The sequence below is a fragment of the Variovorax jilinensis genome (assembly GCF_030316885.1).
Lineage (GTDB): Bacteria > Pseudomonadota > Gammaproteobacteria > Burkholderiales > Burkholderiaceae_C > Variovorax > Variovorax jilinensis.
Window position 1 is genome coordinate 303,251 of sequence record NZ_JASZYQ010000005.1, and the last position, 20,382, is coordinate 323,632.

At 70.2% G+C, this 20,382-nt stretch carries 18 protein-coding genes; 13 read left to right on the forward strand and 5 right to left on the reverse strand.

Going from position 1 to position 20,382, the window contains the following annotated elements; genetic code table 11:
• Positions 1–2: 2 nt before the first annotated feature.
• Complete coding sequence (locus tag QTH87_RS19730) at positions 3–923, forward strand: ABC transporter ATP-binding protein (protein ID WP_444812822.1); 921 nt, start codon at positions 3–5, stop codon at positions 921–923.
• The gene (locus QTH87_RS19735; protein WP_286611683.1) at positions 920–1,792 is read left to right on the forward strand and encodes an ABC transporter permease; all 873 of its coding nucleotides are present in this window, start codon (positions 920–922) and stop codon (positions 1,790–1,792) included. The genes QTH87_RS19730 and QTH87_RS19735 overlap by 4 nt, the downstream gene beginning before the upstream one ends.
• 8 nt (positions 1,793–1,800) lie before the next feature.
• Here the strand turns inward: QTH87_RS19735 and QTH87_RS19740 are convergent, their stop codons facing one another.
• Positions 1,801–2,757 carry a ketopantoate reductase family protein gene (locus QTH87_RS19740; RefSeq protein WP_286611684.1) on the reverse strand — a complete coding sequence of 319 codons (957 nt, stop codon included), beginning with the start codon at positions 2,755–2,757 and terminating at the stop codon, positions 1,801–1,803.
• A gap of 21 nt (positions 2,758–2,778) precedes the next feature.
• Complete coding sequence (locus QTH87_RS19745; RefSeq protein ID WP_286611685.1) at positions 2,779–3,600, reverse strand: MetQ/NlpA family ABC transporter substrate-binding protein; 822 nt, start codon at positions 3,598–3,600, stop codon at positions 2,779–2,781.
• Between the two features lie 191 nt (positions 3,601–3,791).
• Here QTH87_RS19745 and QTH87_RS19750 point away from each other — a divergent pair, with 191 nt between their 5' ends.
• Positions 3,792–4,403, forward strand: a complete 612-nt coding sequence (locus QTH87_RS19750) for a CMD domain protein (protein ID WP_286611686.1) — start codon at positions 3,792–3,794, stop codon at positions 4,401–4,403.
• Positions 4,404–4,428: 25 nt separating this feature from the next.
• Here QTH87_RS19750 and QTH87_RS19755 read toward each other — a convergent pair whose 3' ends face one another.
• Positions 4,429–6,024 (reverse strand): rhodanese-like domain-containing protein, encoded by a 1,596-nt coding sequence (locus QTH87_RS19755; RefSeq protein ID WP_286611687.1) that lies wholly within the window; start codon positions 6,022–6,024, stop codon positions 4,429–4,431.
• A 156-nt stretch (positions 6,025–6,180) separates the two neighbouring features.
• Here QTH87_RS19755 and QTH87_RS19760 point away from each other — a divergent pair, with 156 nt between their 5' ends.
• Together QTH87_RS19760 and QTH87_RS19765 are read left to right on the forward strand one after the other, a co-directional pair.
• Positions 6,181–7,119: a fatty acid desaturase gene (locus QTH87_RS19760; protein WP_286611689.1), complete on the forward strand. Its 939-nt coding sequence runs from the start codon at positions 6,181–6,183 to the stop codon at positions 7,117–7,119.
• A 125-nt stretch (positions 7,120–7,244) separates the two neighbouring features.
• Positions 7,245–8,234: a sulfonate ABC transporter substrate-binding protein gene (locus tag QTH87_RS19765; protein ID WP_286611690.1), complete on the forward strand. Its 990-nt coding sequence runs from the start codon at positions 7,245–7,247 to the stop codon at positions 8,232–8,234.
• 12 nt (positions 8,235–8,246) lie between these two features.
• On the opposite strand, the gene QTH87_RS19770 is transcribed toward QTH87_RS19765, so the two are convergent.
• Complete coding sequence (locus QTH87_RS19770; RefSeq protein WP_286611691.1) at positions 8,247–9,410, reverse strand: MFS transporter; 1,164 nt, start codon at positions 9,408–9,410, stop codon at positions 8,247–8,249.
• 174 nt (positions 9,411–9,584) lie between these two features.
• On the opposite strand from QTH87_RS19770, the gene QTH87_RS19775 reads away from it, so the two are divergent.
• The 7 genes from QTH87_RS19775 to QTH87_RS19805 all read left to right on the forward strand — a co-directional run bounded on the left by QTH87_RS19775 (position 9,585) and on the right by QTH87_RS19805 (position 18,420).
• Positions 9,585–10,157 carry a TetR/AcrR family transcriptional regulator gene (locus QTH87_RS19775; protein ID WP_286611692.1) on the forward strand — a complete coding sequence of 191 codons (573 nt, stop codon included), beginning with the start codon at positions 9,585–9,587 and terminating at the stop codon, positions 10,155–10,157.
• 90 nt (positions 10,158–10,247) lie between these two features.
• Entirely contained in the window at positions 10,248–12,797 is a 2,550-nt protein-coding gene (locus QTH87_RS19780; RefSeq protein ID WP_286611693.1) for an FAD/NAD(P)-binding protein, read from the forward strand.
• A 23-nt stretch (positions 12,798–12,820) separates the two neighbouring features.
• Positions 12,821–13,642 carry a MetQ/NlpA family ABC transporter substrate-binding protein gene (locus QTH87_RS19785; protein ID WP_286611694.1) on the forward strand — a complete coding sequence of 274 codons (822 nt, stop codon included), beginning with the start codon at positions 12,821–12,823 and terminating at the stop codon, positions 13,640–13,642.
• Between the two features lies 1 nt (position 13,643).
• The gene (locus QTH87_RS19790; RefSeq protein ID WP_286611695.1) at positions 13,644–14,606 is read left to right on the forward strand and encodes a methionine ABC transporter ATP-binding protein; all 963 of its coding nucleotides are present in this window, start codon (positions 13,644–13,646) and stop codon (positions 14,604–14,606) included.
• Positions 14,587–15,243 (forward strand): methionine ABC transporter permease, encoded by a 657-nt coding sequence (locus QTH87_RS19795; protein ID WP_286611696.1) that lies wholly within the window; start codon positions 14,587–14,589, stop codon positions 15,241–15,243. Before QTH87_RS19790 ends, QTH87_RS19795 begins: the two co-directional genes overlap by 20 nt.
• 153 nt (positions 15,244–15,396) lie before the next feature.
• Positions 15,397–17,619 (forward strand): sulfatase-like hydrolase/transferase, encoded by a 2,223-nt coding sequence (locus QTH87_RS19800; RefSeq protein WP_286611697.1) that lies wholly within the window; start codon positions 15,397–15,399, stop codon positions 17,617–17,619.
• A gap of 42 nt (positions 17,620–17,661) precedes the next feature.
• Complete coding sequence (locus QTH87_RS19805; RefSeq protein WP_286611698.1) at positions 17,662–18,420, forward strand: hypothetical protein; 759 nt, start codon at positions 17,662–17,664, stop codon at positions 18,418–18,420.
• Between the two features lie 13 nt (positions 18,421–18,433).
• Here the strand turns inward: QTH87_RS19805 and QTH87_RS19810 are convergent, their stop codons facing one another.
• Positions 18,434–19,381: an AraC family transcriptional regulator gene (locus QTH87_RS19810; protein WP_286611699.1), complete on the reverse strand. Its 948-nt coding sequence runs from the start codon at positions 19,379–19,381 to the stop codon at positions 18,434–18,436.
• Positions 19,382–19,521: 140 nt separating this feature from the next.
• Between QTH87_RS19810 and QTH87_RS19815 the strand changes: the two genes are divergently transcribed.
• The gene (locus QTH87_RS19815) at positions 19,522–20,346 is read left to right on the forward strand and encodes an NAD(P)H-binding protein (RefSeq protein ID WP_286611700.1); all 825 of its coding nucleotides are present in this window, start codon (positions 19,522–19,524) and stop codon (positions 20,344–20,346) included.
• The last annotated feature ends 36 nt before the right edge of the window (positions 20,347–20,382 follow it).

The following is a 20,382-nucleotide window of genomic DNA, read 5'->3' on the forward strand; positions in this document are numbered from 1 at the left end:
CGATGGCCAGTCCGAGTCCCAGCCTGAGCGCCCTGCGCGCAGCGATGCCGCAAGGCGCCTCCGAGCCCGCCACCGCCATCGCGCAGGGCCGGCTTCATGGCGCGGCGCCTGGGCCGCGCACGCCGCCCGCTGCCCGCCCGGCCGACGAGGCGCTGCTGAAGGTCGACGGCGTGAGCCTCGAATACCGCACGCCCGAGCGCGTGGTGCGGGCCACCCATCGCGTGAGCTTCGAGCTCCACGAGTCCGAACGCTTCGTGCTGCTCGGTCCCTCGGGCTGTGGCAAGTCGACCCTGCTCAAGGCGATCGGCGGCTTCATCGCGCCGGTGGAAGGCGAGATCCGGCTCGACGGCCGCGTCGTGACCGCGCCCGGACCTGACCGCATCGTCGTGTTCCAGGAGTTCGACCAGCTGCCGCCCTGGAAGACGGTCAAGCAGAACGTGATGTTCCCGCTGCTGGCGTCACGCACCCTCGGCCGCAAGGAGGCGGAGGAGCGTGCGCTGCACTACCTGGCCAAGGTCGGCCTTGCACCGTTCGCCGACGTGCATCCGCACCAGCTGTCGGGCGGCATGAAGCAGCGCGTGGCGATCGCGCGTGCGCTCGCGATGCAGCCCCGCGTGCTGCTGATGGACGAGCCCTTCGCCGCGCTCGATGCACTGACCCGCCGCAAGATGCAGGAGGAACTTCTCGAACTGTGGGACGAGGTGCGCTTCACGCTGCTCTTCGTCACCCACTCGATCGAGGAAGCGCTGGTGGTCGGCAACCGGATCGCGCTGCTGTCGCCGCATCCGGGCCGCATGCGCGCCGAGATCAACAGCCACGGCTTCACGCTCGAGAGCCAGGGCGGCGCCGAATTCCAGGCAGCGGCCCAGCGCATCCACCGGCTGCTGTTCGAACAGCCGACGACGGAAGGGGCGAGCGCATGAGCTTCGTGATCGAACCGCCGGTGCGCCCCGAGTACGAGCGCCGGCTCGAGCCCTTCACCGAACTGCCGGTCGAGCGTCCGCTGCCCTTCGCCACGCGGCTCTGGTCCCATGACTGGCTGCGCAAGGGCGTGATCCTGGTGGTGCTCGCCACGCTGTGGCAGTTGATTGCACTCTGGCAGGACAACGACCTGCTGCTGCCGACCTTCACGGCCACGGCGCGCGCACTGGTCGAGGGGATCGCCAGCGGCGAGCTGCTCGAGAGGGTGCGGCTGTCGCTGGTCGTTCTGCTGCAGGGCTACGTCGGCGGCGTGGTGCTCGCGTTCGCGCTGACGACGCTCGCAGTGTCGACGCAGATCGGGCGCGACCTGTTGAGCACCCTGACCTCGATGTTCAACCCGCTGCCCGCGATCGCGCTGCTGCCGCTGGCGCTGCTGTGGTTCGGCCTCGGGCGCGGCAGCCTGGTCTTCGTGCTGATCCATTCGGTGCTGTGGCCGCTCGCGCTCAACACCTACGCGGGCTTCCAGGGCGTGCCCGAGACGCTCCGCATGGCGGGCCGCAACTACGGCCTCAAGGGCTTGCGCTACGTGCTGCAGATCCTGGTGCCGGCGGCGCTGCCCGCGATCCTTTCCGGTCTCAAGATCGGCTGGGCCTTTGCGTGGCGCACGCTGATCGCCGCCGAGCTGGTGTTCGGCGCCTCGTCGGGCAAGGGTGGCCTGGGCTGGTACATCTTCCAGAACCGCAACGAGCTCTACACCGACCGGGTCTTCGCCGGCCTCGTGATGGTGGTGCTGATCGGCCTTGCGGTCGAGAGCCTGGGCTTCGCGACGCTCGAGCGGCTGACTGTGCGCAAGTGGGGGCAGCAGCGCTGAGCTGATCCTCAGGCCGCCAGCCGTCGCACCGGCTCGGCGGCCAGCTCGCGGGCACGCCGGGCCTCGTAGCTGCGAAGCTGCGCATGGGCCAGCGGCAACAGCACCGTGTCGGCCGTGGACCAGCGGCCGCGGCGCAGGAAGTCGCCGAGGATGTGATCGCCCTCGGTCGGCGCGCCGCGCTCGATGTCGTCGAGCAGGGATGCGACGAGGGTCGAACCCGGTGCGGTCAGGGCCGCGCGCGTGCGGCCCAGCGCCTCGGGGCTGGGCGCGAAGCCGTTGTGTGCCGCGATGCGGCTGCATTCGTTGAGCAGTTCGAGCGCCACGTCTTGCGCCCCGGCCTGAACGAGGTCGCCGACGCTGGCGCGCATCAGGCTGGTGGCGCTCGCCAGCGTCGCGATGTGGACCCATTTCTCCCACATGGCCTGCAGGATGCGTTCGCTGGGCTGGCTGTCGAAGCGGGCGGCTGCGAACGCGGCCGCGATGGCATCGACCCGCTCGCTGCGCGTGCCGTCGAGTTCGCCGAAGGCGAGGGTGTGGTCACGGTTCAGGTGTTTCACCCTGCCATCGTCGGCCAGCGAGGCCGAGATCACGGCGAGGCCGCCGAGCAGCCGGGCGTAGCCGAAGCGCTCGGTCAGCCGGTCGAGGTGCCGAATCCCGTTGAGCAGCGGAAGAATGGCTGTCTGCGGACCCACCGCGGGCGCGAAGGCCGCGATCGTCGCTTCGAGGTCGTAGGCCTTGCAGGCCACGATGACCAAGTCGTAGTGGGACCTGAGCTTGTGGGCCAGCACGGTCGGCGGCGACGCCACGCGGATGTCGCCCGCCGGGCTGTCGACCAGCAGGCCGTGCGCGGCCAGCTGGACGGCGCGAGGCTGGCGCACCAGGAAGCTCACGTCCTGCCGGGCCTGCAGCAGCCTGCCGCCGAAGTAGCCGCCCAGGGCACCTGCACCGACGACGAGGATTCTCATGGAGGGTCTCCGGGTAAGAAATCAGAAGGCGGGCACGAGCGCGCCCTTGAACTGGGTCTCGATGTAGCTCTTGACCTCCGGCGACTGGTAGGCCTTCACGAGCTGCTGCGCCCAGGGCTTGTCCTTGTCGGCGCGTCGCACCGCGATGATGTTGGCGTAGGGGCCTTGCGGCGATTCCTTGATCACGCCGTCCTTCGTCAACGTGAGTCCGGCCTTCTCGGCATAGTCGTTGTTGATCGATGCGATCGTGAGGTCGTCGAGCGAGCGCGGCAACTGGGCGGCATCGAGCGGCACCAGCTTGAGCTTCTTCGGGTTCGACACGACGTCGAGCGGCGTCGCATTGTTGTTCTTCACCGCTTCCGGCTTGAGCGTGATCAGCTTGGCTTCCTGCAGCAGCAGCAGGGCGCGGTTGCCGTTGGACGGATCGTTCTGGATGCCGACCGAGGCGCCGTCGGGCAGCTGGTCGATCGACTTGATCTTGCGCGAGTAGAAGCCCAGCGGCGCCGTGATCGTGAGACCGACCGGCACGATGTCGAAGCCGCGCGACTTGTTCTGGTTGTCGAGGAAGGGCTGGTGCTGGAAGGCGTTGGCATCGAGGTCGCCGGCCGCCAGCGCCGCATTGGGCAGCTGGTAGTCGTTGAAGACCACGACCTGGAGGTTGAGGCCGTCGCGCGCTGCCGCCTTCTTGACGATCTCCCAGATCTGCTCGCCGCTGCCGACCGAGACGCCGACCTTGAGCGGCTTCTTCTCCTGCGCCTGTGCGGCACCGCCGGCGAGAAGCGCCATGGAGGCGATGGAGACGGATGCGACGAGTGCGGCGCGGCGGCGGATGGAGAACTGCATGATGGGATCGGGAGTCGAATGGGAAAGCCGCGACTGTGCCTGCCGCGGCTGCGATGCGGAACGAAGAAAACCGCATAAGCACGCAACGATTGCGTTGTTCCCCTGCGGGCGGGCCGCTCCCACACTGGCCGCCCGATCGACCGCCTGCGCGTCGCCGCGTCGTCCGTTCCCGAACTCCCGCAAGCCACCGCATGACCATCACCAGCAAACCCGATGTGATCGACGAACTCACCGGCATCCGGGCGGTCGACGCATCCGATGCCGAACGCGGCCATCGCGCGCAGGCGCGCCGGCATGCCCAGCGCAGCTACCTCGCATTGTTCGAGCCTGCGGAGGCCGATTCGGAAGACGACACGCCCTTCACCGTGGCAGAGCGCTTCGCGGTCGCGGCCTTCGTGGCGCGCCTTCATGGGCAGGCGGGCATCGCCGAGTTCTATCGCAGCGAGGGCGCGCAGCGCGGTGCGTCGACCCAGCGCCTCGAAGCCGTGATCGCCGAGGCGGCCGCGCTTGCCGACGGCGACGCCCGCAGTCCGGGTGCCGCCGGCCCGGGCGGTGGCGCGAAGCAGCCGCGCCGCACCCTGTTCGGCGCTCATCTGGCGGCCGCTCTCGCGCATGCGCACCTGATCGTGCTGCATCCGCGGAATGCGAAGGCGGAGCATCTGCAGGCGCTGCTGGACGCGGACTGGTCGGCGGACGACATCGTGACGCTGTCGCAGCTGGTCGCGTTCGTGGCCTTCCAGATCCGGGTCGTGGTCGGCCTGCGAAATCTCGCGGCCCGTCCTGCATCGCGCGTGGCCGCCTGATGCGAGGGATGGCCGGCACGGCCTCTCAGGCGAAGAAGCGGAAGCGCACGGTCGGATCGCGCATGACGCGCTCGCTGAGCGCGCGCTCCCAGGCCAGGTAGTCGGACCACACGCGCTGGCGCCGCTCGGCCGGCACCCGCATGACCGAACCCCAATCGTCCTCGAACGGGGTCAGCAGTTGCGCGGGCGCCCAGTGTGCTTCGGTCGGCAGGCCGGCGGCTTCCCAGGCTTCGGTGCCGCCGCGCAGCCAGCCGAAGTGCCGCGCGGGCCATCGCTCGCGGGCATCGCGCGCCACCCGGCGCGCCGCACGGCCGTCGGGCGAGGTGAAGACGATGCGGTCGGCGTCAGGCAACAGCGCACCCAGGGGTTCGAGCGTGAAGGGCAGCAGGAAGCTCGCGCGCGGCAGGTGCCGTTGCTCGTAGTCGGCGCTCGGGCCCACGTCGACCACCTGCGTGCGAGCGGATGCGGAATGCAGCAGCGACTCGAGGTCCGGCGGCGAGAGGCCGGTGCCTTGCGCCGCTGCATCCTCGGCGTCATGCGCCGCGCGGCCATCCGACCCGGTCGTCCGAGCGATCGGCGGGTCGCCGTCGAGGATGAACACGTCGGCCTGGCCCAGCTGGATCAGCCAGAAGGCCGTGACTGCCGCTCGCAGTCGGTGGGCATCGTCGATGAGAACGATGCGCGCCTTGCGCGTGCCGACCAGGTTCTCGAAGTGCATCAGCAACTGGCCGCCGGGCACGGCGCGGATGCCGCTTCGCTCGTCATCCGCAGCGCCGGGGCGCAGGTCGAAGAGGTAGAGCGTACGGTTGGTGTCGGCCTGCAGCGCTGGCAGTCCGTTCGATGGCAGCAGCGGCAGGGCGTGGCGATCGATCAGGGTGCAGGCGCGGCGACGCAGTTCGGCTTCGGGCGCCTGAGGCAGCTCGATCGCGGGCACGGCGTTGCGAAGCACCGGTGCACCGGACAAGGCCCACCGCATCACGCCGTCTTCGAGGAAGCGGGCATCGGGATGGCCCAGCAGCCGCAGCGTGGTACTGCCGACGATGCCGCGCGTGCGGCTGAAGCAGTTGACGACCCAGGGTGCGGCCGACGCATCGGCCGTCCACTCGCGCAACGCGAGTTCGGTGCCCGCATGGTTGCCGGCACCGGGCAGCGACAGGTAGGCGTATTCGTCAGCGGGCCTGGCGTCGACGAGCGTCGCCGGCCTTGCGGACCGCTGCTGCGCCCTGAGCGCCTCGCCGTCGAGCGTGGGCGTCGCGTGGCGTTCGAGCACCTGGCCGCCGAATGCCTTGACCAGGGTGCCGTAGCCGTCGATCAGCGGCAAGCCCGCAGCGGTCCATGCGGCCGTGCCGCCTTCCAGCAACTCCACCTGTACATAGCCCATCCGCACCAGCAGGCGCTCGGCCCGTGCCGCCGGGCCCTCGGTCTCGCTCCCGTCGTCGATCAGCACCACCGTCGTGGAAAGCCGGGGCACCAGCGCGCGCAGCTCGAGTTCCAGCGAAGAGAGTGGTGCCATGCGCGCGAGGTTGAGGTGGCCACCCACGTAGGCGCGTGCCTCGCGCACGTCGAGCAGCGCGAGCTCCTGTTCGCCGAGCAGCAGTGAGTGAAGTGCCTGCGGTGTCATCGGTGGGTGCGGCAATGGAAGCGGGTTCGCGACCTGGCACTGTAGATCAGACCCGGGCCGCGACCAACGATGAATCGCGCATGTGCTCATGCGCAATGGGCGCAAGCGATGCATGGCCGAAGGCCGAAGATTCCCCGCCACCGCTGCAGAGGCCCGATGACTCCCACGCTCGCTCGCCCGACTTCTTCCGACGCCGCCTTCGCGCAGCGGTGGTGGCGGCGTTGCGAGGCGCCGACCCTCGTGCTTGCGGTGTTGCTCTACCTGGCCTGGGCAGCGCTGGTGCGCTGGCATCCGGTCGTGCCGACGGCGTTGCTGTTCGTGCTCGGCGGCTGCGTCGCGCAGCTGCACTCGTCGCTGCAGCACGAGGCGATCCATGCGATGCGCCGCGTCCCGAGGGCGCTGCGGCTGGCACTGGTCTGGCCGCCGCTCAACCTCTGGCTGCCCTATGCGCTCTACCACCGCAGCCACAGCAGCCACCACGTCAATTTCCATCTCACGCATCCGCAGAAGGACACCGAGAGCGTCTACCACTCGGCCCAGGCCTGGGAGGCCTACGGCCCGCTGCGCCGGGCCCTCTTCGCGGCCAACCAGACGCTGGCCTTCCGCCTGGTCGCGGGGCCGTGGCTCTGCCTGGCGAGCCTGCTGCGTTCGGAAGTGGGCCGGCTGGCGCGAGGCGACTTCTCGCATGTGGGTATCTGGCTCGTGCACGCGGCGGGCGTGGCGCCGATCCTCTGGTACGTGACGCAGTTCTGCGGCATGCCGCTGGCCAAGTACCTGCTGTGCTTCGTCTATCCGGGCATGATGCTCGGCGCATTGCGCTCGTTCACCGAACACCGGTGGGACGATGCGCCGCACGAGCGCGTGGCCATCGTCGAATCGAACGCACTGTTCGGACTGCTCTATCTGAACAACAACCTGCATCACGTGCACCACCGGTCGCCCACGATGCCGTGGTACGAGATCCCGGGCCACTTCCGGCGCCATCGCGAATCGGTGCTCGCAGCCAACGGCAACTTCTACTACAGCGGCTACGGGCAGATCGCGCGCCGCTACCTGCTGCGGCCGGTGTTCCGGCCGGTGCATCCGCACTGGTGAAGGCATCGCGGGCGCTCGTGGCGCGAAAAGCGCATATGCAAGCGCGAACAACGCATTCGACAGGGCCGGCGGCGCCGCCTAAGGTGCTCGCCAGTTCATTTCATACTGTCGAAGAGGAGCCCGTCTTGTCCGCCGATCACGCCTTCCGCCTGCGCCGCAGGCACATTGCCCCCGCACTGTTCGCGCTCTCCGCCGTCGCTGCCGGATTCGCCCTCCCGGCTGCAGCGCAGACCGCCCTGCCCAAGGAGGTGCGGATCGGCTTCCAGAAGGGCTCGGCCGTGCTGGTGCTGGCGCGCAAGCAGCAGGTGATCGAGAACCGGCTCAAGGCGCTCGGCGTCCCGAGCGTCAAGTGGGTGGAGTTCCAGTTCGGCCCGCCGATGCTCGAGGCCCTCGGTGCCGGCGCCATCGACCTGGGCTCGGTCGGCGACACGCCGCCGGTCTTCGCACAGGCCGGCGGCTCCGACCTGGTCTACGCGGCAGCCACACCGTCGGCACAGCATGCGGTGCTGGTGCCGAAGGATTCCCCCATCAAGTCGCTGGCCGACCTCAAGGGCAAGAAGGTCGCCTTCGGCAAGGGATCGAGTGCACACAACGTCACGATCAAGGCGCTGGCCACGGCCGGCCTCAAGTTCGAGGACATCGTGCCGACCTATCTCTCGCCGGCCGATGCGACCGCCGCCTTCAACGGCGGCAACATCGATGCCTGGGTGGTGTGGGACCCGTATGCCGCGATCGCCGAGGAGCGCTACGGCGCGCGCGTGCTCGCGAACACCAGCGACAAGCGCCTGGCCAGCGCCAGCTACTACATGGCCAGCCGGGACTTCGCGACGCGCTATCCCGTGGCGCTGGGCGCGGTGCTCGACGAACTCGGCAAGCTCACGACCTGGTCGGGTCAGCACCGCGACGAACTGTCCGCCCTTGCAGCCGAGGCCACCGGCATCGACGTCAAGTCGTGGTCGACCGCATTCGGGCGCGCCGAATTCACGCTGGGGCCGGTGACCGACGCCCACGTGGCGCAGCAGCAGCAGCTGGCCGACACCTTCGTCTCGCTCGGCATCATCCCGCGCAAGATCAACGTGCGCGAGATCGTCTGGCGCGCGCCCGTTGCGCCCTGATCGGGCCGGCTTTCAGGGCCGTGCGGCGCCGGGATCTGCCGGTGCGGGCGGCGCCTCGCGGCAGGCCCAGGCAGCCAATGCCAGCAGCAGCGCCGCAGGGCCATAGATCCACATCGGCGCGACGACCGGCAGCAGCCCTGCTGCCAGCGGCCCGGTGCCGGCGCCGATGTCGCGCCATATCGAGCGCGCCGCGAGCGCCTGCACGCGCTGCGGGCCCGGCGTGCGGCGCGCGACGATCGGTGCCAGCAGAGGCAGCTGCAGCGCGCGCAGCACCACGATCAGGGCTGCGCAGCTCCACAGCCAGCCGAAGCCGAAGCCGATCAGCGCGAGCGCCGAGAGCAGCGACAGCAGCACCAGCATCCGCTCGGCGCCGTGGCGCTCGGCCAGGTGGCCGCCAGCCGGGCCGAGCAGGATCTCGGCCAGGTAGCGCGTGGCCATCAGCACGCCCGCGACGATCACCGCGCTGCCGGGCAGCAGGTCGTGGCCGAGATAGGAGAGGCCGATGATGAACAGGCCATCGAGCGTGAAGCCTTCCATGAACGACCAGAAGTCGAGCGGCGTCGGCCGCTTGATGCGCCGGCCGGTGGCCGGTGTGCGCGGATGCGGCAGCGAGGGCAGGGCGCGGGTTGCCAGCAGGCCGAGCAGCGACACGCCCGCGAGCACGAAGAAGATGGCGCGCGGCCCGACCCACAGCGCGAGCACGGCGCCGAGCGGCAGCGCCACCACCGGCCCGAGTGCGATGAAGGCACGCGAACGGCCGCTGCGCCGCGCGGCGCCGATCGGATGCGCGGTCGCGAGCGCCTGCGTCGACAGGTTGAGCGCCGCGAAGCAAAGGCCCCACAGCAGGCGCAGCGGCAGCAGCGCCCAGAAGCCCGAGAGCGTCGCGTAGCCGAGTCCGCACAGCGCGGCCGCCACCACGGCCAGCGTGCAGGTCGGGCGGTCGCCGTGGCGCGCATAGAAGCGGGCCACATAGCCATAGCCCGCGATCCGGATCAGCCGGTTCGCAGCCAGCAGCAGGCCGGCCTCGGCCAGCGTGACGCCGAACTGCGCCGCATACATCGGCAGCAGCAGGTACAGCACGACGTCGCCGGGCAGCGTGAGGCCCAGGGCAATGGCGGCGTTGCGGGAATCGGGATCGGTGTTCGGGGGCGCAGGTGCGGTCGGGCTCGCGAGCATGCCGGCACTATGCCTCAGGGCAGGCGGTGCCTTCGACGATCACGGTGCGGTCTTGGGTAGGGCAGGCCATCGAAACCCGGGATTGTTCGGCCTATCGCGCGTTTCCGATAGAACGCTTTTCGAGGCTGCTTATGCGGGCGGCGAGCGAGGCGGCCGGCTAGGATTTCCGCCGCCATGCAGCGCCACATCCTCGCCACCGTCGACGGGCTCTTCTATCGCGAAGGCATACGTGCGGTCGGCATGGACCGCGTGATCGCGGTCGCGGGGATCGCCAAGGCCACGCTGTACCGGCACTTCCCCAACAAGGAGGCGCTGGTCTGCGCCTACCTGCTGCAGCGCCACGCACGCGTGCTCGAGGGCATGAGGTCGGCGCAGGCGAACCGCGCCGACAGTCCCGCGGAGCAGGTGGCCGCCCTGTTCGAATGGCTCGAGGGCCGGGTCGGCCTGGAAGCCTTTCGGGGTTGCGCCTTCCTGCTCGCGCTCGGCGAGTACGGCCATTCGGCAGCAGTGAGAAGGATCGTCGGCGAACACAAGGCCGCGGTGCGTGAGCTGTTCGCGCAAGCGCTGGGCCCGCTCGGCGGCACGGCTGCGGATTTGCCACGCCAGCTCGCGCTGATCTACGACGGCGCGCTCGCCGCCACCAGCGTCCTGCGCGAGCCCGAGGCGGTGCGGCTCGCTGCGCGAACGGCGCAACTGCTGCTTGACGAAGCGCTGCGCCGGCACGCGCCGAAGCCGCTGCCGATGTAGTTTGCATATCTGCTTTTCTTCGTAGGAAGACGGACCTGTCTCTCCTAGAGTCGGCGCCATGTTCTGCCACCTGCCGAAGAAGAAGCCCTGATGAGCTCCAGCCCCCATCGTTCGCACATCCTGATCGTCGGAGGCGGCTTCGCCGGCATCGCGACCGTCCTGCGCCTGATCAAGGACGCGACCCATCCGCTGCACCTGACCGTGGCCGAGCCGCGTGCACAGCTCGGCCTCGGCATCGCCTACGGCACGACCGATCCCGATCATCTGCTCAACGGGCCGGCGGGCATGTTCAGCGTCTACGACGACGATCCGCTGCACTTCTCGAACTGGCTGCAGGCGCGCGCCTGGACCGGCGGCTGGCAGCCTCCGGCCGGCACCGCCTTCGAGGACAGCCTGGCACCGCGCCACGTCTATGGCAGCTACGTGCGCGAGACGCTCGGCCAGGCACTCGCACGGGCCCGGGGCACCGTGGTGCTCGAGCACAGGCGCAGCCGCGTGGTGCGCCTGTCCGAGGCGGATGGCGGCGCGGGCTATCGCGCCGACTTCGCGGACGGCGGCAGCATCGACGCCGCGCAGGTCGTGCTGGCGATCGGCATCGCGGGGCGGCATGCCCGGCACCTGCCATTCGATCTCGATCCCGCGCTGGTGGATGCGCCGGGCTGGGTTGCCGACATCTGGGACGAGTCGGCCTGGTCGAAGGTCGAGGAGGACCGCGCCATCGTCTTCCTCGGCGCCGGCCTGAGCGCGCTGGATGCGCTGATCTCGGCCGAGAAGGCCGGCTTCGAGGGCCGCTACCTGACGCTGTCGCGCAGCGGCCTCGAGACCTCGGCACGCGAGCAGGTGACGCCCTGGCAGGACTTCCTTCGCTACCGGGCTGGCGACGTCGACACCGACATCGATCTCGTGGACCTGCTGCGGCAGATCCGCGCGCAGCGCCGCGCGATCGCCGAGGCCGGCGAGAGCTGGCAGCGCATCGTGCCTGCCATCCGGGTGCATGTGCCCGCGCTGTGGCGGGCCGCGAGCGACCGCACGCGCGCACGCTTCCTGCGGCGGCTGCGCCCGTTCTGGGAAGCGGCATTGCATCGCTCCGCGGCATCGCCGCTCGAGTGGCGCCGCCGTGTGGCCGCCGAGGGCCGCCTCGATCACCACGCCGCGAAGATCATCGCGGCCACGCGCCAGCGCGACGGCAGGATCGCGGTGCGCTTCCGGCGCCGCGGCGGCGTCGACGACGAGGTGGTGGTGGCCGATCGCGTGGTCAACTGCCTGGGCTTCGAGTTCGACTGGCGCCGCATCGACGATCCGCTGATCTCGAGCCTGCTCGAGGCGGGCTGGATCGCGCCGCATTCGTCCGGCTTCGGCATCCAGGCCGATCTCGAGCGCTTCGCGGTCATCGATGCCGAGGGCAAGGTGCGGTCCGGCCTGCATGCGGTCGGCCATCCGCTGCGCGGCGTGGTGTGGGAGTCGAACGCGATCTCCGAGCAGGTGCCGCAGGCGGGCGTGGTCGGGCGCGCCATCCTCGCTGCGCTGAGTCCGCTCGCGCAGGCGCGCCGGCTCTCGGCAGTATTCCAGGCCCGCGCGGGCGATGCCGACCGCAACGGCGAACTGGTGCGCCAGAACCTCGCGGATGCGCATGCGGCCGGCCTCACGGCGCTGGCGGTGCCACGCCGCTACGGCGGCCTGGAGCAGGACATCCGCGACGTGGTGCCCGTGATCGGCGAACTGGGCCGTGGCGATCCGTCGACCGCGCTGATCGTGCTCATGCAGACCTTCCACCACCGCTGGATTCTCGCGAGCGCCCATTGGCCGGAGGCGCTGCGCGAGACCGTGCTGCGCGGTGCCGCCGAGCGCGGCGAACTCATCAACGCGCTGCGCGTGGAGCCCGAGCAGGGCAGCCCGGTGCGCGGCGGCCTGCCGGCCACCGTGGCGCGACGCAGCGAAGGCGGGTGGCGGCTCACGGGCCGCAAGCTCTACTCGACCGGTTCCGAGGCCCTCACCTGGGGCCTGGTGTGGGCCGCCACCGACGAGACTCCGCCGCGGGTCGGCGAGTTCCTCGTGCCGATGGCCACCGAGGGCGTGCGCATCGAGCAGACCTGGGACCACCTGGGCCTGCGCGCGAGCGGCAGCCACGACGTCTACTTCGAGGACGCATGGATTCCGGAAGCGAACGGGGTCGACCTGCGACCGCTCGCGCAGTGGTCGGCCACCGGCGACGAGCTCGGTGCCTGGCTGCCGCTGATGCTGGCCGGGCTCTACGACGGCGTCGCCCGCGCGGCACGCGACTGGCTGGTCGAATGGATCAAGCAGCGCCGACCCAGCAACCTCGGCGACTCGCTCGCCACGCTGCCGCGCTTTCGGGCCGCGGTGGGCGAGATCGATGCGCTGCTGCAGGCCAACCAGGCGTTGCTGCGGCAGGGCGTCAGCCCGCAGGAGGCGCGCGGCAGCCGCGCGGCGCTCGTCAAGTACACGGTCACCCGACAGGCGATCTCCGCGGTCGACAAGGCGCTGGCACTGACCGGCAACCACGGGCTGGTGCGCCGCAATCCGCTCGAGCGCTATTTCCGCGACGTGCTCTGCAGCCGGGTGCATCACCCGCAGGACGACCTGATCCTCGAAGGCGCGGGCCGCGTCGCCTTCTCATGATTCTTCTTCACCTGGAAAACACAATGAAATCCTCTGGCGCCATTCGCCTCGCTCTCGCATCGATCTCGGCCGCCCTGGCCCTTCTGGCCGCCGTGCCTGCACAGGCGCAGCAGACCGCCCTCAAGGTCGGCACCTTCGGCGGGCCCTTCGAGCAGATCACGGAGGCCGCGGCCAAGGCCGGCAAGCGCTACGGGCTCGACCTCAAGCCCGTGATCTTCAGCAACTCGGTGCTGCCCAACGAGGCGCTGGTGGGCGGCGAGCTCGATGCCAATGCCTACCAGCACGTGGTCTTCCTGAATGCCGAGGTGCGCCGCCGCGGCTTCAAGATCGTGCGTGCGACCGACATCTACACGGTGCCGCTGGCCGCCTATTCGCTCAAGTACAAGTCGCTGGCCGACCTGCCGAAAAAGGCCAAGGTCGCGATTCCGTCGGACGAGGCCAACCAGGGCCGCGCGCTGCTCGCGCTGCAGGACCATGGCCTGATCAAGCTCAAGAGCGGCATCGACCTCAACACGCACAACCCCTCGCTGCTCGACATCGCCGAGAACCCGAAGTCGCTGCAGTTCCTGGAACTCGCGGTGCCCGCGGTGCCGAAGTCGCTGCCCGACGTCGACGCCGCGCTGGTCAATGCCAACGTGGCGCACCAGCAGGCCAAGCTCACCCTGAAGGACGCGATCGCGGTGGAGAACCCGTCCACCACCAAGCGCTACACGCAGCTCCTCGTGATCCGCGAGGCCGACCAGAACAAGCCGTGGGTCGAGGCCCTGGTCAAGTCCTACCGCTCGGACGAGGTGCGCCAGGTGATCCAGACCGAGTTCAAGGACGTGATGACGCCGGCCTTCTGAGATGGCCTACCTCGACGCGCCCACGGCGGGCTTCCGGCCCGGCACGCGCGCCGCGGCGAGCGCTGCCGATGGCGCGCCCATCATCGAGTTCCGCCAGGTCGGCAAGCACTACCAGGACCAGAACGGCCGCAAGGACGCGTTGCGCGGGCTCGATCTCGCGGTCGCGCCGGGCGAGATCTTCGGCGTGATCGGGCGCAGCGGCGCCGGCAAGTCGACGCTGATCCGCACCATCAACCGGCTCGAGAAGATCGACGAAGGCAGCCTCGTCGTCGACGGTCAGGACGTGGCCGCCCTCGCGCACGACGAACTGGTGCGGCTGCGGCGCCGCATCGGGATGATCTTCCAGCACTTCAACCTGCTGTCGGCGAAGACCGTGCACGACAACGTGGCGCTGCCGCTGCGCGTGGCGGGCGTGCCGCGTGCGCAGGTCGATGCCAAGGTAGGCGCGCTGCTCGCACTGGTGGGCCTGAGCGACAAGGCCGGTGCCTATCCGGCGCAGCTTTCGGGCGGGCAGAAGCAGCGTGTCGGCATCGCGCGTGCGCTGGTGCACGATCCGCGCATCCTGCTGTGCGACGAGGCGACGTCGGCGCTCGATCCCGAGACCACCCAGTCCATCCTGGACCTGCTGGCCGACATCAATGCCAAGCTGGGGCTCACCGTGGTGCTCATCACGCACGAGATGTCGGTGGTGCGCCGCATCTGCGACCGTGTCGGGGTGATCGAGGAAGGGCGGATCGTCGAGTCGGGCGCTGTCCGGGACGTGTTCGGCGCACCGGCGCATCCGGCGACCCTCGGCCTTCTGCGTTCGCAGGCCCGCGAGTCGGCCGGACCGCTGCGCGGCATGACGGCGCAGCCGACCGGCGATGGCGGCTACGCCATCGTCGCCGTGCCGCGTCACAACGGCGGCCAGGCGCTGCCGCCGAATGCAACCGAGATCGTGGGGTATGTCGAATCCCTTGTTTGAGAAATTCCTTGCGGCCCTGCTGGACACGCTCGCCATGGTGGGCGTCTCGGGCATGGTCGCGGTGGCGCTCGGCCTGCCGCTGGCGCTGCTGCTCGTGATGACCGCGCCCGGCGGCCTGCTGCACGCGCCGCGCTTTCACCGCGTCGCGTCCGTGATGGTCGACGGCATGCGCGCAACGCCCTTCATCATCATGATGGTGCTGATGATCCCGGTCACCCGCTGGCTCGTGGGCTCCGCCGTCGGCGTCGCGGCGGCCATCGTGCCGCTCACGATCAGCATCACGCCGTACTTCGCGCGCATCGCCGAGGTCAGCCTGCGGGAGGTCGACAAGGGCCTGATCGAGGCCGCGCAGGCGATGGGCTGCGAGCGGCGCCACATCGTGCTGCACGTGCTGCTGGCCGAGGCGCTGCCCGGCATCGCGGCGGCGGTCACGATCACGCTGGTGGCGCTGTTCAACCTGTCGGCGATGGCCGGCGTGCTGGGGGCGGGCGGACTCGGCGACCTGGCGATCCGCTACGGCTTCGACCGCTACGAACCGCTGATCATGGCGGCCGTGGTGCTGCTGCTGTTCGTGCTGGTCACGGGCACCCAGCTGGCCGGCGATCGGCTCGTGAGCCGGCTGCGGCGCTATCGCTAGGGATGTCCTCCGGGCGGCTCCGGCGGCTCCGGCCGCTTGCGTACGCGACCGGTCATTTTCGCGTGTGAGAATCGTCGCGCCTCGGCAGCGATGTGCCGTTCGGCGACCGATTCCACACCGCCATCTGGCCTTGCAGAAGAAAGCGCTCACCCCATGGCCAACACTCCGTTCAGCCGCGCACTCGCCGTGCCTTCGTGCCTCCTGCTCGCGCTGATCTCGAGTTGCGGTGGTTCCGGTGGCTCCGGCGTGTCAGGCCTGGCCCCCGGTCCCGGCGGCAATGCATCGGCGAAGCCCAACATCCTCTTCGTCGTCATGGACGACGTGGGGGTCGACCAGATGAAGTCGTTCGGCTACGGCGGCAGCACGCCGCCCGGCATGCCGAACATGGATGCGGTGGCCGGCGCGGGCGTGCGATTTCGCAATACCTGGTCGATGCCCGAATGCTCGCCCGGCCGTGCCGCGATGTTCTCGGGCCGGTTCCCCCTTCGCACGAACAACTTCGCGGCGCTGGGGCCCTACGACCTGGCCAACTCGCAGATCTCGAGCAGCGAGACGACCACCCCCAAGCTGCTCAAACAGGCCAACTACGAGAGCGCCATGTTCGGCAAGTTCCACCTGGCCGGGCCCGACAACAACGAAGATGGCAACAACACGCCGATCCAGCTGGGCTGGGACTACTTCCAGGGCTGGATACGAGGCGGCCCGGCGTCGATCGACACCACCGCGGGCGGTGTAGCCGCACAAGGGACGTATGCCTGCGGCTTCGTGCCCGGTGCAGCCGCCGGCGGCGCCGATACCGGTGCCTGCTACCACGCGGACAACTCCTGCAGCACGATCACGGGCGCGTCGGCCAAGGGCGATGCGCCCGGCAAGCAGTGCCTGACCCAGGGCGGGATCTTCAAGCCGGGAGGCACCTGCCAGAGCCCCTCGCCGGCCGGACTCGACTTCACCAGGGCCAATGCCTACTACGTGTCGCCGCTCGTCATCGCCGACGCGGATGGCGTGCAGACCCCGCCGAACTCTGACCCGCGCAACCGCGGCTACCGCACCACCCTCGAGACGCAGGGCGCCATCGACTGGATCAGGAGCCGCTCCGGCAACCGGCCCTGGATGGCGACCGTGAGCTACAGCGCGGCGCACACGCCTTACCAGCAGGCCCCGGGCAACCTCGTGCAGGGGCCACCCGGCGACGACCTGAACTGCAACACGTTCGAGCCCCAGCGCGTGCTGTCGAACAAGATGACGGAGGCCGTGGATTCGGAGTTCGGCCGCCTCCTGGTGGAAACCGGCCTGGCCCGCCGCAACGCCGACGGCACGCTGGCCTACGACCCCAAGGCCAGCAACACGGTGATCGTGATCGTCGGCGACAACGGCTCGTTCGCGAATGCCGTGAAGGAGCCCTTCGACATCGGGCGCGCCAAGTCCACCGCCTACCAGACCGGCGTGTGGGTGCCGCTGATCGTCGCCGGCAACGTGGTCGCCAGCCCCAACCGGGACGTCGAGCACATGACCAACATGGTCGACGTGTTCCGGCTCTTCGGCGAGATCGCCGGCCTGGACGTGGTGGCTTCCGTGCCCCGCACCATCGACGCCGCGCCGCTGATGCCCTACCTGACGCGCGCCGACCAGCCCGGCATCCGCTCGGTGAACTTCACGCAGGGCGGCTACAACGTCCAGGCCAACGGCCAGCGCAACGGCGCCTGCATCGTCAAGACCGTGATCGCCGGCAGGACGGTGGCTTCCATCTGCACGCAGAGCGTGTTCGACAAGGGGCCGTGCGAAGACAACGCAGGCGTGTGGTGGGGGCCTGGCTATACCGATGCGTCAGTCATCGCGACCGGCCACCCGAGCGACGCGGGCTACCGCAGCTGCTGGGAAGTGAACCAGGCCGAGCACAAGGCCGGTGTGGCCCTGACCCCGATCTCGCCGGAGATCACGATAGCCGTGCGCAACAACAGCTACAAGCTGGTCCGCAACACGGTCCAGACCTACGACGCTGCCACGGACACCGGAGGGCCGGTGACGGCCGACGAGTTCTACGCGGTGGACCAGGCCACGCCCACGCCGAAGCTCGACAAGTCCGGCATGGACCTGCTGCCGGCCAGGGCCACCTGGTCGCCGGCGGTCCTGCAGGCCTACGACAGCCTCACGGCGCAGCTGGACACGATCCTTGCGTCGCAGCCCGCGTGCGTCGGCGACGGCAACATCGACAACGAGGTGAACGCCACCGACATCGGCCTCTGGAGCCGCATCCACCGGGCCTGGGGTCTGTCGAGCATGTTCGACTTCAATCTCGACGGCAAGACCGACTTCGCCGACCTGGCGCTGATTCACCAGAACACCGGCAAGTGCAAGCCGTCGAGCGCCATCTTCTGAGGCCTGGCCTCGCATCGGGGCCCGCAGTGCACAGGCCCTAACATGCGCGACATGAACCCATTGCCGCGCGAACTCGATCGACTCTACGGACTCGGCACCGATGGCTCGGAAGCCGCGGCTGCCGCGGGCGCCGGTGCGTCGGCGCGCCAGGGCGACGTTCGGGTGCTCGTGCTGGAAGTGGTGCAGCCTGCGGGCTGGGAGCAGCTGTCCCCGGTCTGGAGGGGCGTCCAGTCGGATCTCGGGCTGCCGGCCCCGGCTATCGCGGTTTCTGGCGTCGACGGCCTGCAGCTGTGGTTCTCCCTTGCGTCACCGACTCCGCCGCACGCCGGCGACCGCTTCCTGCAGGGACTCCGCACACGCTACCTGTCCGACGTCGCCTCGGCGCAGGTCCGGCTGATTGCCGGGAGCGCGGGCTCCCCGGCCGCGCCGCCGGTCCAGGTCGGTCCGGATCGCTGGTCGGCCTTCCTCGCGCCCGACCTGGTGCCGGTCTTTGCGGACACGCCGTGGCTGGACGTCCGCCCCAACGACGAGGGCCAGGCGACGCTCCTGCGCGCGCTCCAGCCCATGCGATCGGCAGACCTGGAGGCTGCGTCGAGGCAGCTGGGCGCGATCGGTGCCGACGAGGCGCTCGAACCGCCCGCCTTCGAATCGCCCGGCTCGTCCGCCGGGCAGGAGGCCCCGGCGCGGGGCGACGCCGATGCCGAGCGCTTCCTCAGACGGGTGATGAAGGACGAGACGGCGCCGCTGGCGTTGCGGGTCGACGCCGCGAAGGCGCTGCTTGCCTTTGCCCGGGGCGCATAGGCCGCTGGCCTGATCAGGGCGCGGCGCTGCGTCGGATCGCGCCCGGCGAGACGCCGGCGAAACGCTTGAAGGCGCGACTGAACGAGGCTTCGGACTCGTAGCCGACGCGGCCGGCGAGCTCGGCCAGCGGCGTGGCCTCGTCCCTGAGCCAGGCCTCGGCGGCGTGCATCTTCCAGCGCGCCACGTATTGCATCGCGGGTTCGCCGACACGCTGCGTGAAGCGGGCCGCAAAGGCCGAGCGCGACATGCCGACCTCGCGGGCGAGCGACGCCACGCTCCAGTTCTGCCCCGGGTCGCGATGGATGAGCGCGATCGCGCGGCCGATCTGCCGATCGCGCAAGGCGCCCAGCCAGCCGGTCCCGGCGGCGGGGTCGCTCGCCATCCACGACCGGATGGCCTGCACCACGAGGATGTCGGCCAGCCGCGTGATGACGGTCTCGCCGCCCGCGCGCAGCGTCTGTGCTTCGGCCACGATGAGGCGCAGCGTGCTCTGCAGCCATTCCTTCTCGGGCGATTCCCAGGCGTCGACGCGGATCACGCGCGGCAGCGCTTCGAGCAGGCGACGCGCCGCCGGGTGGTCGAAGCGCACCGCTGCGCAGATCATCGAGGTTGCCGCGCCGCCGCCGCCATGGCGCAGCAGCTCGTAGCGGTCGCCGACCCGCTCGCGCGGCAGGTCGAACAGCTGGCCGGGCAGGGCGCCCGCGCCGCAGCTCAGGACGTGGCCCTCGCCATGCGGCACCAGCGCCAGGTCGCCGGTGCGCAGCACGCTCGGTGCGGCGCCATCGACTTCGAGCCGGCAGGCGCCCGCGGTGACGACATGCAGCATCAGGCAGTTGTCCATGGGTGGCAGCGCGAGCGCCCAGGGCGCAGTGAACTCGGACCGGCAATAGAAGGTACCGCTCATGCGCAGGAAGTGCAGCGCCTCGCCCAGCGGGTCGGCCGGTGTCATCGATTCGAGCATGGCCGGAGTATCTGCGCGCCGCCGCCGGCACGTCCACCGCCGTGGACGATCGGTCATGAACCAGCGACGGACTGCAAGTGTGCGTGGCCTCGTCGGCAGCCACCATCGAGGCGTGTTCCAACCCTCTGCAGGAGATTCTCATGACCAAGGACGCTACGACGCTGGTGCTGGGCGGCACGGGCAAGACCGGACGCCGCGTGGCGCAGGGGCTGCTGGCGCGAGGTCGCGCCGTGCGCGTCGGATCGCGCGCGGCCTCGCCGGCCTTCGACTGGGAGGACGCAGCGACCTGGTCCGCTGCGCTGGACGGCGTGGCTGCGGCCTACATCGCCTACCAGCCGGATCTGGCGATGCCCGGTGCGCCGGATGCGATCCAGGCCTTCACCTCGCTCGCCGTGAAGCGCGGGGTCGGGCGGCTGGTCCTGCTCTCGGGCCGGGGCGAGCCCGAGGCCGCGCGTTGCGAGCGGATCGTGCGCGGCAGCGGCGTGGCGTGGACCGTGGTGCGCGCCAGCTGGTTCGCGCAGAACTTCAGCGAAGGCCATCTGCTGGAGCCCGTCCGCAACGGCACGCTCGCACTGCCCGTGGGCGCGGTGCGAGAGCCCTTCGTGGACGCCGACGACGTGGCCGACGTGGCAGTGGCGGCCCTGACGGACGAGGGACATGCGGGGCAGATCTACGAAGTGACCGGGCCGCGGCTGCTGACGTTCGCCGAGGCGGTGGCCGTGATCGGGCATGCGAGCGGACGTCGGATCGATTTCCTCCAGGCACCGATCGACGACTACGTGGCGGCACTTCGGCAGGAAGGGCTGCCGCCGGAGTTCGTCGCGCTGCTGCGGTACCTGTTCACCGAGGTCCTGGACGGACGCAATGCCTCGATCGGCGACGGCGTGCAGCGAGCGCTCGGTCGACCGCCGAAGGACTTCGGGGACTACGCGCGCGAGACGGCGACGACGACCGGGTGCTGGTGAGCGCCCCGCGGCAGGGCCGGCGTCGCGGCATCCGCA